The sequence below is a fragment of the Mesorhizobium sp. M7A.F.Ca.US.006.01.1.1 genome (assembly GCF_003997935.1).
Taxonomy (GTDB): Bacteria; Pseudomonadota; Alphaproteobacteria; order Rhizobiales; family Rhizobiaceae; genus Mesorhizobium.
The window spans coordinates 1-13,042 of record NZ_RZQL01000201.1 but is presented as its reverse complement, the minus strand read 5'-3'; the positions used below and the strand labels follow the sequence as shown (position 1 = coordinate 13,042).

The window sequence follows — 13,042 nt, the reverse complement described above, 5'->3', positions numbered from 1 at the left end:
CCATCTGCCGCACCATGTCAGCTGTGCCCTCGGCAACCAGCGGCGAATGCGAAACGATGACGATACCGACATTGCTCATGGCTGACCTTCCAGCGTTTCGACGATCGTGCGCACCAGAAGCGCGGTCGAACGTGCACCGGCATCCATGTGGCCGATCGACCGGTCGCCAAGGAACGAGGCGCGGCCACGCAAGGCTTTCATCGGCACGGTCGCTTCGGCCGCAGCGTCGGCGATATCGGCGATTTCCGGCGCAGTCCTTCCCTGCAGCAACGCGTCATGCACCGGCTGCAGCACGTCGAGCATGGTTTTTTGTCCAATCTGCGATTTGCCCCGCGCGGCCACCGCTCCGATCGCCTTGCCGAACGCCGCCGTCAGATTGGCACGATCGGGCGCCGCCGAAATCTCCTTGCCGAGCGCCAGGAACAGTGTGCCGAACAGCGGGCCGGAGGCGCCGCCCACCGTCATCACCAGCTTGGTGCCGATCGCCTTCAGGGCATCGGGCAGCGGCTTGACCGAAAATGCTTCGGCTTCGGCCCGTACGGCCTCGAAGCCGCGCTTCATGTTCAGCCCGTGGTCGCCATCGCCGATCGCCTGGTCGAGCGCGGTCAATTCCTCGGCGTGCGCGGCAATCGTATTCGCGGCGGCCGCGATCAGCCTGGCAAGGTTCAACGCCGCCATGTCACCCGCATTCCCGGTTTCCATGCCGCCGGCAGTATCGAAAGAACGCTCATTCGGCAACTCAAGCATGCGTCAGGCCGCTTCATGCAGTGCGGCGACGGCCGCGAAAACCTCGGCCACCGCATAAGCACCGGGATCGGCCACGCCTTGCAATTTGCTGCCGATATAGGCGGACCGTCCTGCCTTCGCCTTCTCCATGGCGGCGGTGGCCTCGGCACCGTGTCGAGCGGCGGCGGCCGCTTCCTCCAAGCCGCTGGTGGCGAGCGCTTTGAGGGCTGGTTCCAAGGCATCGACCATGGTCCGATCCCCCATCCTGGCGCCGCCATAAAAGGTCATTCGTTCGAGGCCGGCAAGCAGCGCCTTGGCCAGGCCCGCGCCGCTGTCCAGAGCCTGCGCCGCCGCCGTGAAGAAGATCGACAGCAGCACGCCGCTGGAGCCGCCCATCGACGCGCTCAGAATGCCACCTATCGCGCCAAGGGTGGCTGCAGGCTCGGCAAGCGGCAGCGTGTCAAGCCGCTCGAGAATACTGCGCGCGCCGGTTGCCACCGTCGAACCGGTGTCCCCGTCGCCTGTTTCGGCGTCCAGTCCGTTCAAAGTGGTTTCGAGCGCGATCAGTCGTTCGCAGATGGTGACGAGAAGAGAACGGGCCCGCGCATCCTGGCTGGGCTTGCGTGCCGCGCTCTGTCCGGCCGCTTTCGCCATAGGCACGACGGCAGGCGGCACAACCGGCTTTGCCGGTATCCAGGCGTGCGGGCCGACCGGCGCCAGCAAGGCTGTCTCGCGTGCTGCGTCGAGCCGGATCAGCGACAGCGAGAAGCCGTTCATATTCAGCGCTGTCATCAGCGGGCCGGGGCCGATCGCCAGCTTGATGGTTTTGGCCAGCGGCGAGGCAAGCACTGCGTTGGCGATAACGGACATTTCGAGCGGTGGCACCGAACCAAGATTGTTGATCAGCAAGGCATAAGCGGCCTTGGGATCAAGCCGTGCCGAGAGGCGCTCCGCCATGATCGCGACCAGCCTGTCGGCGCTTTGCACCGCAATCCGCTCGACGCCCGGCTCGCCATGGATGCCGAGGCCAAGCTCGCCATCGTTTTCGCCAAACCTGTCTTCATGCGGCTGGCCGGGGATCGAGCAGGACGACAGCGACATGCCGAGCGAAACGATATCCTTCGCCGCCGCGCGAGCGGCCGTTGCGACAAATGCCAGATCATGGCCGGCCTCCGACAGATGGCCTGCGATCTTGTGCACGAACAAAGTGCCGGCAACGCCGCGTGGCTGGGTAATGTCGGGCAGCGCGATGTCGTCGGCGACGATCACCATCTCGACGCGAAACCCTTCGGCACGCGCCTTCTCGGCGGCCAGGCCGAAATTGAGGCGGTCGCCGGTGTAGTTCTTGACGATGAGCAGACAGCCGGCCGGACCAGTGACTGTGCGAATGGCGGCCAGCACCGCCTCGACGCTTGGCGAGGCAAAGATCTCGCCTGAGACCGCCGCCGTCAGCATGCCTTTGCCGACGAAACCGGCATGGGACGGTTCGTGCCCGGCGCCGCCGCCGGAGACGACGCTGACCTTCGCCTTGTCCCAGTCGGCGCGCAGGATGACCTTGATCTCGGGATAGCCGTCGAGACGCGCGAGGTCGCCTGATCCAATGGTCCGCAACAGGCCGTCCAGCGCCTCGGTGACGATCGTTTCCCTGCGGTTGAAAAAGTGCTTCATCGAATTCGTCCCGTATTGGCAAAGTCAAACCGGTGCTGAATCACCGAGACCGCTCACATCAATCGTTGCCCATCGGCGCCGAAATACAGCGGCGCCCGGTAGCGGATCACCACTTTGTCGCCCTGCGCCAGATCCGTATCGGGATCGGTCAGCGTCACCAGTTTTTTGGTCCCTACCGTCACATGCAGGTGGTTCTGGTCGCCCAGATGCTCGACCCAGTCGACAACGCCGTCGGCGTGACCATTCGCGGCCTTCGCGATCGTCAGATGCTCGGTGCGCGCGCCGATCGTCTTGGTGCCGGCCGGTGCGCCGCCGTCAGGCAGCAGCCCGGTCGGCAGAAGATTGATCGCCGGTTGGCCGAGCCTTGCCGCGACATGCAGGTTTGCCGGCTCGGAATAGATGGTGCGCGGCGAGCCGATCTGCACCAGCACGCCGTCAGTGAGGATGCCGATGCGGTCTGCCATCGTCATCGCCTCGATCTGGTCGTGGGTGACGTAGAGCATGGTGGCGCCGAGCTCGGTCTGGATGCGCTTCAGCTCGAGCCGCAGATCCGCCCGCAGCTTGGCGTCGAGCGACGACAGCGGCTCGTCCATCAGATAGATCGAGGGCTTGCGCACCAGCGCGCGGCCGATGGCGACGCGCTGCATTTCGCCGCCCGAAAGCTTGGTCGAGCGGTTGGCGAGCTTGTGATGGATGCGCACCATCTTCGCCACCTCCTCGACCCGGCGGCGGATCTGGTCTTCCGGCATTTTCCGTGCCGGTGAGCGCAGCGGGAAGGCGAGATTGTCGAACACCGACAAATGCGGATAGAGCGAATATTGTTGGAACACAAAAGCCGTGTCGCGCTCGGCCGGCGACAGTGTCGTGGCATTGTGGCCGCCAATTTCGATCGTGCCGGAATCCGGCCGTTCCAACCCGGCGATCAGCCGCAGCGTCGTCGTCTTGCCGGCCCCGGTCGGCCCGAGCAGCACGACGAATTCACCATCTGAAATATGCAGGTCGAGGCCGTCGACGGCGACATGGTCGCCGAAACTCTTGGTCACGTTCTTGATGTGCACCTCAGCCATGCTGGGTCCTCCGTTCCGAGGCGACATCGTGGATCGCGGTTCTCACCGCGCGGCCCGAACCCTTCTCGAACAGCGACAGCCGCGCGCTGCTCAGCGTCAGCCCGACATGGTCGCCGGTGGACAGTCGGATTTCGGCCGGGACCCGTGCCTTGATGATGCCGTCCGCCGTTTCGACCGCGACGATCTGCGTCGTGCCGAGATATTCGGTGCCGTAGATGGCGCCGCGAAGCTTGGAAGCATCGTCGAAGCGTATGTGCTCCGGGCGAATGCCGAGCGCCATGTCGCTAGGTGCGATGTCCTCCCGCACCTCCGGCACCGCGACCTTCGCGCCTTGCACGATGATCTCCCTGGCGCCCCTGGCGACCCCGCCGCCAAATCCCAAAAAGTTCATCGGCGGCGAGCCGATGAAGTCGGCGACGAACATGGTCGCCGGGCGGTCGTAGATTTCGCGCGGTGTGCCGAACTGTTCGATGACGCCATGGTTCATCACTGCGATCTTGTCGGCCATCGACATCGCTTCCATCTGGTCGTGCGTGACATAGACCGTTGTGGCACGGATGCGGTTGTGCAGCTCGCGCAGCTCGTGGACCATCAGATCGCGGAATTCGGTGTCGAGTGTCCCCAGCGGCTCGTCCATCAGGAAGCATTTTGGCCGCCGCACGATGGCGCGGCCGAGCGCGACGCGCTGGCGGTCGCCGCCGGCAAGTCCGGAGACGGATTTGTTGAGCAGATGGTCGATGCGCAGCAGCTTTGCCGTTTCCTCGACCCGCGTGCGGATCTCGGCCGCCGGCATGCCTTGCGCCAGGAGCGGAAAGCCGATGTTCTTGCGCACATTCATGTGCGGATAGAGCGCGAACAGCTGGAAGACGAAGGCGATGTCGCGCTCGCGGGCCCGCAGCATGGTGACGTCGTCGCCGCCGAGCAGGATCTGGCCGCCGGTCGGCAGCTCGAGCCCCGCGATCATGCGCAAGGTCGTCGTCTTGCCGCAGCCCGACGGCCCGAGCATGACGAAGAACTCGCCATCCTCGACGACGAAGTTGGAATCCTGCACGGCGACGAAATCGCCGAAGGCCTTTCTCAGGTGCTGGACACGGATTTCGGCCATGATTATTCCGGGAATTTCGAGACGATGATGAACATCACCGTGCCGGCGAGCATGGTGATGAAGGAGTAGGTGTAGAGCGCCAGCGCGAAGGGCTGGAACAGCATCAGGAAGCCGATGGCGATCAGCGCTGTCGCGATGTTTTCCATCAGCCCGCGCCGTGCCCAGGCCGGCCAGCGCGATTTGCGTTTGACGGGTTTGGTCATGCTCATTTGCGCACCGCGCCGAAGGTGATGCCGCGCAGCAGTTGCTTGCGGAGCAGTATGGTGAAGACCAGGATCGGCACCAGGAAGATCGTCGTGCCGGCCGCGACCGCCGGCCAGTCCTGGCCGCCTTCGCCGATGATGGTTGGGATGAAGGGCGGCGCGGTCTGCGCCGTGCCGGAAGTAAGGAGTGCCGCGAACGCATACTCGTTCCAGGCGAAGATCAGGCAGAAGATCGCGGTCGCGGCAATGCCGGTCGTCGCTTGCGGCAGCACGGTGCGCCAGAAGGCTTGCAGCCGCGTATAGCCGTCGATCATCGCCGCTTCCTCATATTCGCGCGGGATCTCGTCGATGAAGCCTTTCAGCAGCCAGACGGCCAGCGACACATTGACTGCCGTATAGAGCAGGATCATGCCGAGCGCGGTGTCCGACAGGCCAAGCTCGCGATACATCAGGTAGATCGGAATGGCGACGGCGATCGGCGGCATGAAGCGCGTCGACAGGATGAAGAACAAAAGGTCGTCGGCGAGCGGCACCTTGAAGCGCGAGAAGCCGTAGGCCGACAGCGTGCCGAGAAACACCGCGCAGAAGGTCGAACCGAAGGCGATGATCAGCGAATTGACGAAGCGCGGCAGGAAGTTGGACGGACCGGCGATCACCATGTTGCGCTTGCGCGTGGTCTCGTCGCAGAAGCCCGTCGCCGGACCCAGCGAGTTGATGTATTCCGGCGTCTGCCGGGTCCGCGTCGTGAACAGATTGCAGTAGCCTTCGAGGCTCGGCTGGAACAGAATCTTGGGCGGATAGGCGATTGAATCCGGCGGCGTCTTGAAGCTGGTGGCGAAGATCCACAGCAGCGGCACGATCGAGATCAGTGCATAAAGCACGATGATCGTGCCGGCGATCCGTTTCGAGTTGCTGCTCGGTGCGACGACCGAATGGGCTGTGGTCAGGCTCATCTCTGCTTCACCTTGTTGAGCGCCTTGACGTAGATGTTGGCCAGACCAAACACCGCGACGAACAGGATAATGGCGAAGGCCGAGGAATAGCCGGTGCGCCAGCTTTCGAAAGCCTGCCGCTTCAGCGTTATCGAGGCGACCTCGGTGGTCGAGCCCGGCCCGCCGCCGGTCAACAGATTGACCATGTCGAACATCTTGAAGTTCTCGATGCCGCGAAACAGCACAGCCAGCATGATGAAGGGCAGCGCCATCGGCAGCGTGATCGACCAGAACTGCCGCCAGTTGGAGGCGCGGTCGACCTCGGCCGCCTCGTAGATGTATTCGGGGATGGAGCGTAGGCCGGCGAGGCAGATCAGCATCACGTAGGGTGTCCACATCCAGGTATCGACGATGATGATCGACCAGGGCGCCAGCGACACATTGGAGAGCATCTGGATATCGGTCGGCGGAATCCTCGTGACGAAGGATATGGCGTAGGCGAACAGGCCGATCTGCGGCTCGTAGAGGAAGCGCCAGAAATTGCCGACCACCGCCGGCGATAGCATCATGGGCACCAGGATCAGCGTCGTCCAGAAGGCATGGCCACGGAACTTCCGGTCTATCAGCCAGGCCAGCGTGAAGCCGATCAGCGTCTGCAACAGGATGGTCCAGAACACGAAATGCGCCGTCGTCTGCATGGCGATCCAGATATCCTTGTCGCCAAGGATGCGCTGGTAGTTGGCAAAGCCGAGGTTCTTCACCACCTCGTTCGGCCGATTGGCGCGATAGTTGGTGAACGACAGATAGATCGCCCAGAACAGCGGGAAGATGTTGATGGCCAGCAGCAACAGGATCGTCGGCGAGATGAACAGCCAGGCGAGGCCCTTGTCGCTGATGCCCCGGACCTTGCGGGCCAACGGTTCCGGGGTCGCCCGGGCAACGTTCTCCGCGGTCCGATTGAGCATGGTGAGTCCTGCTTCGGTCACTTGGTCGTCTCTGTCATGGAATTTATCTGAACTGCGTCCCGTGCCAAGGGCGGCACGGGACGCATGGTCTAGCTCGGGAGGAGCCGGGTTACATCTTGCCGTCGTCCTGGAAGACTTGCGTCCAGTCCTTGACCAGGCCGTCGAGCGCGTCCTTGGCCGAACCCTGGCCGGCGACGACATAGTCATGGAAGCGTTTCTGCGAGGACTGCAGCAGCGGGGCGTAGCTCGGCTCGGCCCAGAAGTCCTTCACGATGGCCATCGAGTCGAGGAAGGTCTGTGCGTAGGGCTGGCTGGCCGGGAATTTAGGATCCTTGACCACCGCGTTGAGGCAGGAATAGCCGCCGAGCGACCACCATTTGGCCTGCACGTCCTTGTTGGCGAACCACTTGATGTATTTCAGCGCCGCCTCCTGCTTGTCGGAATAGGACACCACCGAGATGCCCTGGCCGCCTAGCTGGGCGAACTGCTCGCCGTCCGGACCCTTCGGGTTGACGAAGTAACCGATCTTGTCGCCGCCGACATTCTCGTCCTTCTGCAGGCCTGGCCATGTGAAGGCGAAGTTCATGTGCATAGCCACCTGGCCGGATTTGAAGGCATCGACGCCTTCGCCCATGTAGCTGTTCGACGCGCCCGGAGGCGTGCAGCAATCATAGAGCGCCTTGTAGAATTCCAGCCCCTTCACCGACTTGTCGGAATTGACGAAGCCTTCCATTTCATAGGGCTTCTTGGGGTTCTCGTATTGGAAGCCGTAGCTGTAGAGGACGTCCATGGCGCCCATGGTGATGCCTTCAGAGCCGCGCTCGGTGTAGATCGAGGCGCCATAGACGGTCTTGCCGTCGATCTCGCGCTTCTGGAAGAACTCGGCGACCTGCTTCAACTGGTCGAAGGTGGTCGGCGGGCCGAGGTCCCAACCGTATTTCTCCTTGAATTCCTTCTGCAGCTCCGGCTTGGAGAACCAGTCCTTGCGATAGGTCCAGCCGACGACGTCGCCCATGGCTGGCAGCGCCCAGTAGTTCGGCGTGTTCTTCGGCCATTCCGAATAGCCGACGACGGTTGCCGGGACGAAATCGTCCATGCTGATCTTCTCCTTGTCGAAGAAGTCGTTCAGCTTGACGTAATGGCCATTCTCGGCAGCGCCGCCGATCCATTGGCTGTCGCCGATGATCAGGTCGCACAATTTGCCGTGCGAGTTGAGTTCGTTGAGGAAACGGTCGGCATAGTTGGTCCACGGCACGAACTCGAATTTCATGCCGATGCCGGTTTCCTTGGTAAAATCCTTGGACAGTTCGACAAGCGCGTTGGCCGGGTCCCAGGCGGCCCAGCACAGCGTCAGGTCTTCAGCGTGCGCGACGTTCGCGACGGCTGTCGACGCTGTGATCGCCGAGGTCAGTCCCAACGCCAGTTTCAAGCTCGATTTCATGCCTTCCTCCCATTTGCGAAACGCGCCCGGATGACGGTTTCAAAAAGCCTCAACCCCTCTCCTCAGGGGCCCAAACATGGCTGCGCTGCTACACTGCAGATGTTTAGTAATTTGTTTAGTGATGCAATTTTTACTAAACAAGGCAAGCGAATTCGTTGCTGCGCCGCAGCATGCTTATCGCGATGTCTGAAAACGTTGGGAAAAGCGCGGGTCGCTGGTCGGCTTACCGAAGCTGTTCAGGCTGATTGTGACCAGGACGTGGGGTCGCCTCGGCTTTCAATCGACCCTTCGGGTGCTCACCATCACCTTCCGGATCGGCGGCGCCGGCGGCAGCAGCGCGCGGATATCGGCGAACGGGAACGACGGTTCGAAACGGAAGGCTTCGGCCGATGAGCCTTGCGCGCCGTTGCACTGGCCGGCGCGAAAGGCGTTCTGTGTCCGCGCAATGTCGACGAAGCGGTCGGGATCCTGCGATTGATGCATGCGGATCGCCTCGGCCTTGACGTCGGCATGGGCGGAAATGTCGACATAGTGCGTCGGCGAAAAACCGGTGCCGCCCATCGTGTCGGCATGCAGCACTGGGACGGCGAAAGACGCCGCGATACGAACGCCGTCCGACAGCGCGCGATGGTCTGCATGATAATCGTTGGGCGCATGCGTGATCACCAGATCCGGGCCGATTTGACCGATCAGTGCTTTCAGAGCTCCAATCAGCGCTGCATCGGCCACCAGCTCGCCGTCCGGGAAGTCGAGGAAGCGTGGCACTGCGCCTACCAGCGCGGCCGCGGCCGTTGCTTCGTCGCGACGGACACGAGCGAGAACAGCGGGATCACTTGTGCCGCCCCTGGCACCATCCGTGGCCATGGCAAAAGTGAGTTCTGCGCCTTGCGCAGCATAGGCGGCCATCGTCCCGAACATGAAGATCTCGATGTCGTCCGGATGCGCACCGAGCGCCAGGATTTTCAAACCACTCTCTCCCCGGAATTGGAACAACGTGACGAACGGAATCCTGCTCGCCCTGCTCGCCTACGCAAGCTATTCGGGTAGCGATGCCGTTGTCAAAAGCCTGGGCGGTCAGCTCACGATCTTCGAGATCGGCTTTTTCATAACCTTGTTCGCGGGCTTCTTCCTGTTCTTCACGCGACCTGCGGGCGAACGCTGGCGCGATTTCTGGCGCACCAAAAGGCCATGGGCGGTGCAGGCGCGTGCCTGGGCGGGTATCGCTTCCGGCGTGCTCAGCGTTTACGCCTTCACCACCATTCCGCTGGCCGAGTCCTATGCGCTGATCTTCCTGGCGCCGCTCTGCGTCACCATTCTCTCCACGGTGATCCTCAAGGAGAAGGTCGGCCCCTGGCGCTGGCTGGCGGTGGTCGCCGGTTTTGCCGGTGTCATGCTGGTGGTGCGGCCTGGCTTTCGCGAACTCAATCTCGGCCATCTTGCCGCCTTCGGCGTTGCCTTCCTCGCCGCCACCAGCGTCATCCTGATGCGCTCGCTGGCGCAGCAGGAGAAGCGCACCACCATGCTCGGCGTGCTGGTCGGTTGCGGCCTGCTGTTCAACGGCATCGGTGCCGCCGCCACCGCCTTCACTGTTCCCAGCGGAAAGCAGTTGCTGTGGCTGGTGATGGCCGGTGCCTTCACCGCGGGTGGACAATTCCTTCAACTGCTGGCCATGAAATACGCGCCTGCCAACCGGGTCGCGCCGACGCATTATTCACAGATCGCCTGGGCGGTGATCCTCGGCGCGTTGTTCTTCCAGGAATATCCGGACGGACTGTCGCTGGTTGGCCTGGCGGTCGTTGGCGGCGCCGGCCTGTTGACCATGGTGCGCGAGGAAGCGCGGCTGGGCACCGTGCGCTGGAACCCGTTTTCGCGCACCCGGCTTTGAACCGACTCTGGTTGCGCCGTGGCCGTAACCGCTGATATGCGGGCGCCATGACCACAAAACCCCTGCCGGAGCTTCCTGTATCCGCCGTGCTGCCGGCGCTGAGGGAAGCGCTTGGCGATGGCAACAGCGCCGTGCTGGTAGCGCCGCCGGGCGCCGGCAAGACGACGCTGGTGCCGCTGGCGCTGCTCGACGCGCCTTGGCTCGGCGCCGGCAAGATCATCCTGCTTGAACCGCGCCGCCTCGCCGCCCGCGCCGCCGCCCGCCGCATGGCTGAATTGCTTGGTGAGGAACCCGGCGCCACCGTCGGCTACGCCATGCGCATGGAAAACCGCATTTCGGCAAAGACCAGGATCGTGGTCGTTACCGAAGGCGTGCTGGCGCGGATGATCCTCGACGATCCCGAATTGCCCGGCGTTTCGGCTGTCATCTTCGACGAATTCCACGAGCGCTCGCTCGACGGCGATTTCGGTCTCGCTCTGGCGCTCGACGTGCAAGGGGCGCTCAGGCCGGATCTGCGCTTGGCTGTGATGTCGGCGACGCTCGACGGCGCGCGTGTCGCCAAACTCATGTCGGGCGCGTCGGTCGTCGAAAGCGAGGGTCGCGCCTTCCCCGTCGACATCCGCTATGACGAGCGCCCCGCCGGCATCGCCATCGAGGACGCGATGGCCAAGGCGATCCGCGCCGCCCTTGCCGACGAGAGCGGCAGCGTCCTTGCCTTCCTGCCCGGCCAGCGCGAGATCGAGCGCACCGCCGAACGGCTGGCCGGCAAGGTCGGCACCGATACCGACATCGTCCCGCTCTACGGCATGCTCGACGGCAAGGCGCAGGACGCGGCGATCAAGCCGCCGCCGCCCGGCCGCCGCAAGGTAGTGTTGGCCACCTCGATTGCCGAAACCTCGATCACCATCGACGGCGTGCGCGTCGTCATCGATTCGGGTCTGTCGCGGCTGCCGCGCTACGAACCGGCCAGCGGCCTCACCCGGTTGGAGACCGTGCGCGTCAGCAAGGCCTCCGCCGACCAGCGCGCCGGCCGTGCCGGACGCACGCAGCCAGGCGTCGCCATTAGGCTGTGGCGGGCCGAGCAGACGGCTGCACTTCCCGCTTTCACGCCGCCGGAAATCCTCGAGGCCGATCTGTCCGGACTGATGCTCGATTGCGCTGCCTTTGGCGTTGCCGATCCGGCAGGGCTCGCCTTTCTCGATCCGCCGCCTGTTCCGGCCCTTAATGAGGCAAGGGGGCTGTTGCGCGCGCTGGACGCCATCGACGAGACGGGGCGCATGACAGAGGCGGGTGCAGCGATGCGCAAGCTCGCTCTGCCGGTGCGGTTGGCGCATATGGTCGCCGAGGCAGCCGGCAGCGGCCATGCCTTGGAGGCAGCGATGCTTGCCGTGCTGCTCACCGAGCGCGGCCTTGGTGGCGACGGCGCCGATCTGGAGCGACGGCTGATGCGCTTTCGCGGGGAAAGATCTCCGCGCGCTACCGCCGCCAAGCAGCTCGCCGAAAGGCTGGCAAGGCAGGCTGGCGGGGCGAAGGGCAGCGAAGCTGCGGCCGCTGGTCCCCTGCTCGTCCACGCCTGGCCGGATCGGGTGGCGAAGGCGCGTGGCGAGCGTGGCCGTTTCGTGCTGGCCAACGGCTCCGGCGCCATGCTCGACGCCGCCGACCCGCTGGCGGGCGAGCCGTTTCTGGTCGTCGCCGACCTGCAGGGCAAGGCACAGAATGCGCGCATCACGGCGGCAGCGGCGATCGGCGAGGACGATGTCCGCGCTGCGCTGGCGGACAGCATCGAGGCTCGCCGTGAAACGAGCTTCGATCGCGACAAGCGCGCCGTGCGCGTGCGTGAAACCGTGCGCCTTGGCGCCATCACGCTCGCCGAACGCATGCTGCCGCCGCCAACGGGGGCCGACGCCGACCGCGCCGTCCTCGATGCGGTGCGCCAGCACGGACTGTCGCTGCTGAATTGGAGCAAGGAGGCGCAAACGCTGCGCCAGCGGCTTGGCTGGCTGCATCGCGGCCTCGGCGCGCCCTGGCCCGATATGGCGGATGACGCCCTCATCGAGCGCCTCGACGACTGGCTGCTGCCTTACCTGTCCGGCGCGTCATCGTTTGCCGCCATCGATGCGGGCGTTGTCTCGGCCGGACTGGCCAGCCTCGTGCCGCATGATGTGCAGCGCAGGATCGATACGCTGGCGCCAACCCATTTCGACGCCCCGTCGGGCAGCCATGTGCCGATCCGCTATGATGGCGAATGGCCGGTGCTCGCGATTCGCGTGCAGGAGCTGTTCGGCCTCGACCGCCATCCTTCGATCGCCAATGGCGCCGTGCCGCTGACGCTCGAACTCCTTTCGCCGGCGCACCGGCCGATCCAGACGACGCGCGACCTGCCCGGCTTCTGGCGCGGCTCCTGGGCCGACGTGCGCGCCGATATGCGCGGCCGCTATCCCAAACATGTCTGGCCGGAAAATCCGCTGCTCGCGACCGCCACCGCCCGAGCCAAACCGCGAGGTACCTAGCGTTTGCCGCTCCGCGGCTGTAATTCATGGCCATGATCAACGTTTTGCGTTCGCCCGATTTCCAGCAGAGCCAGAGACTGCGCCTCAACACGCTGATCCGGTTGCGCTGGCTTGCCATTGTCGGTCAGAGCCTGACGGTGCTCGTCGTCGCCTATGGGCTGAAGTTTCCGCTGCCGGTCAGCCTCTGCTTTGCCCTGATCGCCTGTTCGGCCTGGATGAACCTGTTTCTCGCCTTTCGCTTTCCGGCGGCGCACCGGCTCACGCCGCTTGCGGCCTTCGGCATCCTCATCTTCGACAGCCTGCAGCTTGCCGGCCTGCTCTACATGACCGGCGGCCTCACCAACCCGTTCTCGCTGCTGATGACCGTGCCTGTCGTCATTTCGGCGACATCGCTGCCCCTGCGCCTGACCGCCATCCTCGGCGGGCTGGTCATGTCGGCGGCGACCTTTCTGGTCTTTGTCCGTCTGCCGCTGCCCTGGCATGAGGACGCGCCGCTGGCGATGCCCTTTCTCTATGTCGCCGGCATGTGGATGGCGGTGC

The 13,042-nt window shown here is 64.2% G+C and carries 11 protein-coding genes and 2 pseudogenes; 3 read left to right on the top strand and 10 right to left on the bottom strand.

Annotated elements, in window-relative coordinates:
- From EN943_RS27645 to EN943_RS27600, 10 genes and pseudogenes are all read right to left on the bottom strand, one after another.
- Positions 1 to 79 (bottom strand): annotated as a pseudogene (locus EN943_RS27645) (PTS mannose transporter subunit IID); the annotation flags it as partial.
- Positions 76 to 678, bottom strand: coding sequence for a dihydroxyacetone kinase subunit DhaL (dhaL, locus tag EN943_RS27640; protein WP_127415420.1), 603 nt, complete (start codon positions 676 to 678; stop codon positions 76 to 78). The gene dhaL and the pseudogene EN943_RS27645, both read right to left, overlap by 4 nt.
- A 72-nt stretch (positions 679 to 750) precedes the next feature.
- On the bottom strand, positions 751 to 2,394 hold the full coding sequence (locus EN943_RS27635) for a dihydroxyacetone kinase subunit DhaK (protein ID WP_127415419.1): 1,644 nt from the start codon (positions 2,392 to 2,394) through the stop codon (positions 751 to 753).
- 53 nt (positions 2,395 to 2,447) lie between these two features.
- Positions 2,448 to 3,461 carry an ABC transporter ATP-binding protein gene (locus EN943_RS27630; RefSeq protein ID WP_127415418.1) on the bottom strand — a complete coding sequence of 338 codons (1,014 nt, stop codon included), beginning with the start codon at positions 3,459 to 3,461 and terminating at the stop codon, positions 2,448 to 2,450.
- The gene (locus EN943_RS27625; protein WP_127415417.1) at positions 3,454 to 4,566 is read right to left on the bottom strand and encodes an ABC transporter ATP-binding protein; all 1,113 of its coding nucleotides are present in this window, start codon (positions 4,564 to 4,566) and stop codon (positions 3,454 to 3,456) included. The genes EN943_RS27630 and EN943_RS27625 overlap by 8 nt, the downstream gene beginning before the upstream one ends.
- Before the next feature lie 2 nt (positions 4,567 to 4,568).
- Positions 4,569 to 4,775, bottom strand: a complete 207-nt coding sequence (locus EN943_RS27620; protein ID WP_127415416.1) for a hypothetical protein — start codon at positions 4,773 to 4,775, stop codon at positions 4,569 to 4,571.
- A complete protein-coding gene (locus EN943_RS27615) occupies positions 4,772 to 5,722 on the bottom strand; it encodes a carbohydrate ABC transporter permease (protein ID WP_013528079.1) in 951 nt (316 codons plus the stop codon). The genes EN943_RS27620 and EN943_RS27615 overlap by 4 nt, the downstream gene beginning before the upstream one ends.
- Positions 5,719 to 6,666 carry a sugar ABC transporter permease gene (locus tag EN943_RS27610; protein WP_032901495.1) on the bottom strand — a complete coding sequence of 316 codons (948 nt, stop codon included), beginning with the start codon at positions 6,664 to 6,666 and terminating at the stop codon, positions 5,719 to 5,721. The genes EN943_RS27615 and EN943_RS27610 overlap by 4 nt, the downstream gene beginning before the upstream one ends.
- Before the next feature lie 109 nt (positions 6,667 to 6,775).
- Positions 6,776 to 8,107 carry an ABC transporter substrate-binding protein gene (locus tag EN943_RS27605; RefSeq protein WP_127415415.1) on the bottom strand — a complete coding sequence of 444 codons (1,332 nt, stop codon included), beginning with the start codon at positions 8,105 to 8,107 and terminating at the stop codon, positions 6,776 to 6,778.
- 276 nt (positions 8,108 to 8,383) lie between these two features.
- A complete protein-coding gene (locus EN943_RS27600; protein ID WP_127415414.1) occupies positions 8,384 to 9,073 on the bottom strand; it encodes a PIG-L deacetylase family protein in 690 nt (229 codons plus the stop codon).
- A 28-nt stretch (positions 9,074 to 9,101) separates the two neighbouring features.
- Between EN943_RS27600 and EN943_RS27595 the strand changes: the two genes are divergently transcribed.
- From EN943_RS27595 to EN943_RS27585, 3 genes and pseudogenes are all read left to right on the top strand, one after another.
- Entirely contained in the window at positions 9,102 to 9,992 is an 891-nt protein-coding gene (locus EN943_RS27595) for a DMT family transporter (protein ID WP_127415413.1), read from the top strand.
- Between the two features lie 47 nt (positions 9,993 to 10,039).
- Complete coding sequence (gene hrpB / locus EN943_RS27590; protein ID WP_127415412.1) at positions 10,040 to 12,502, top strand: ATP-dependent helicase HrpB; 2,463 nt, start codon at positions 10,040 to 10,042, stop codon at positions 12,500 to 12,502.
- 26 nt (positions 12,503 to 12,528) lie between these two features.
- A pseudogene (locus EN943_RS27585) lies at positions 12,529 to 13,042 on the top strand (sensor histidine kinase); the annotation flags it as partial.

Excerpts from the sequence above, each read along its gene's own strand:
- dhaL (WP_127415420.1), bottom strand. The coding sequence starts at position 678 with ATGGCGGCGTTGAACCTTGCCAGGCTGATCGCGGCCGCCGCGAATACG.
- EN943_RS27635 (WP_127415419.1), bottom strand. The coding sequence starts at position 2,394 with ATGAAGCACTTTTTCAACCGCAGGGAAACGATCGTCACCGAGGCGCTG.
- EN943_RS27630 (WP_127415418.1), bottom strand. The coding sequence starts at position 3,461 with ATGGCTGAGGTGCACATCAAGAACGTGACCAAGAGTTTCGGCGACCAT.
- EN943_RS27625 (WP_127415417.1), bottom strand. The coding sequence starts at position 4,566 with ATGGCCGAAATCCGTGTCCAGCACCTGAGAAAGGCCTTCGGCGATTTC.
- EN943_RS27620 (WP_127415416.1), bottom strand. The coding sequence starts at position 4,775 with ATGAGCATGACCAAACCCGTCAAACGCAAATCGCGCTGGCCGGCCTGG.
- EN943_RS27615 (WP_013528079.1), bottom strand. The coding sequence starts at position 5,722 with ATGAGCCTGACCACAGCCCATTCGGTCGTCGCACCGAGCAGCAACTCG.
- EN943_RS27610 (WP_032901495.1), bottom strand. The coding sequence starts at position 6,666 with ATGCTCAATCGGACCGCGGAGAACGTTGCCCGGGCGACCCCGGAACCG.
- EN943_RS27605 (WP_127415415.1), bottom strand. The coding sequence starts at position 8,107 with ATGAAATCGAGCTTGAAACTGGCGTTGGGACTGACCTCGGCGATCACA.
- hrpB (WP_127415412.1), top strand. The coding sequence starts at position 10,040 with ATGACCACAAAACCCCTGCCGGAGCTTCCTGTATCCGCCGTGCTGCCG.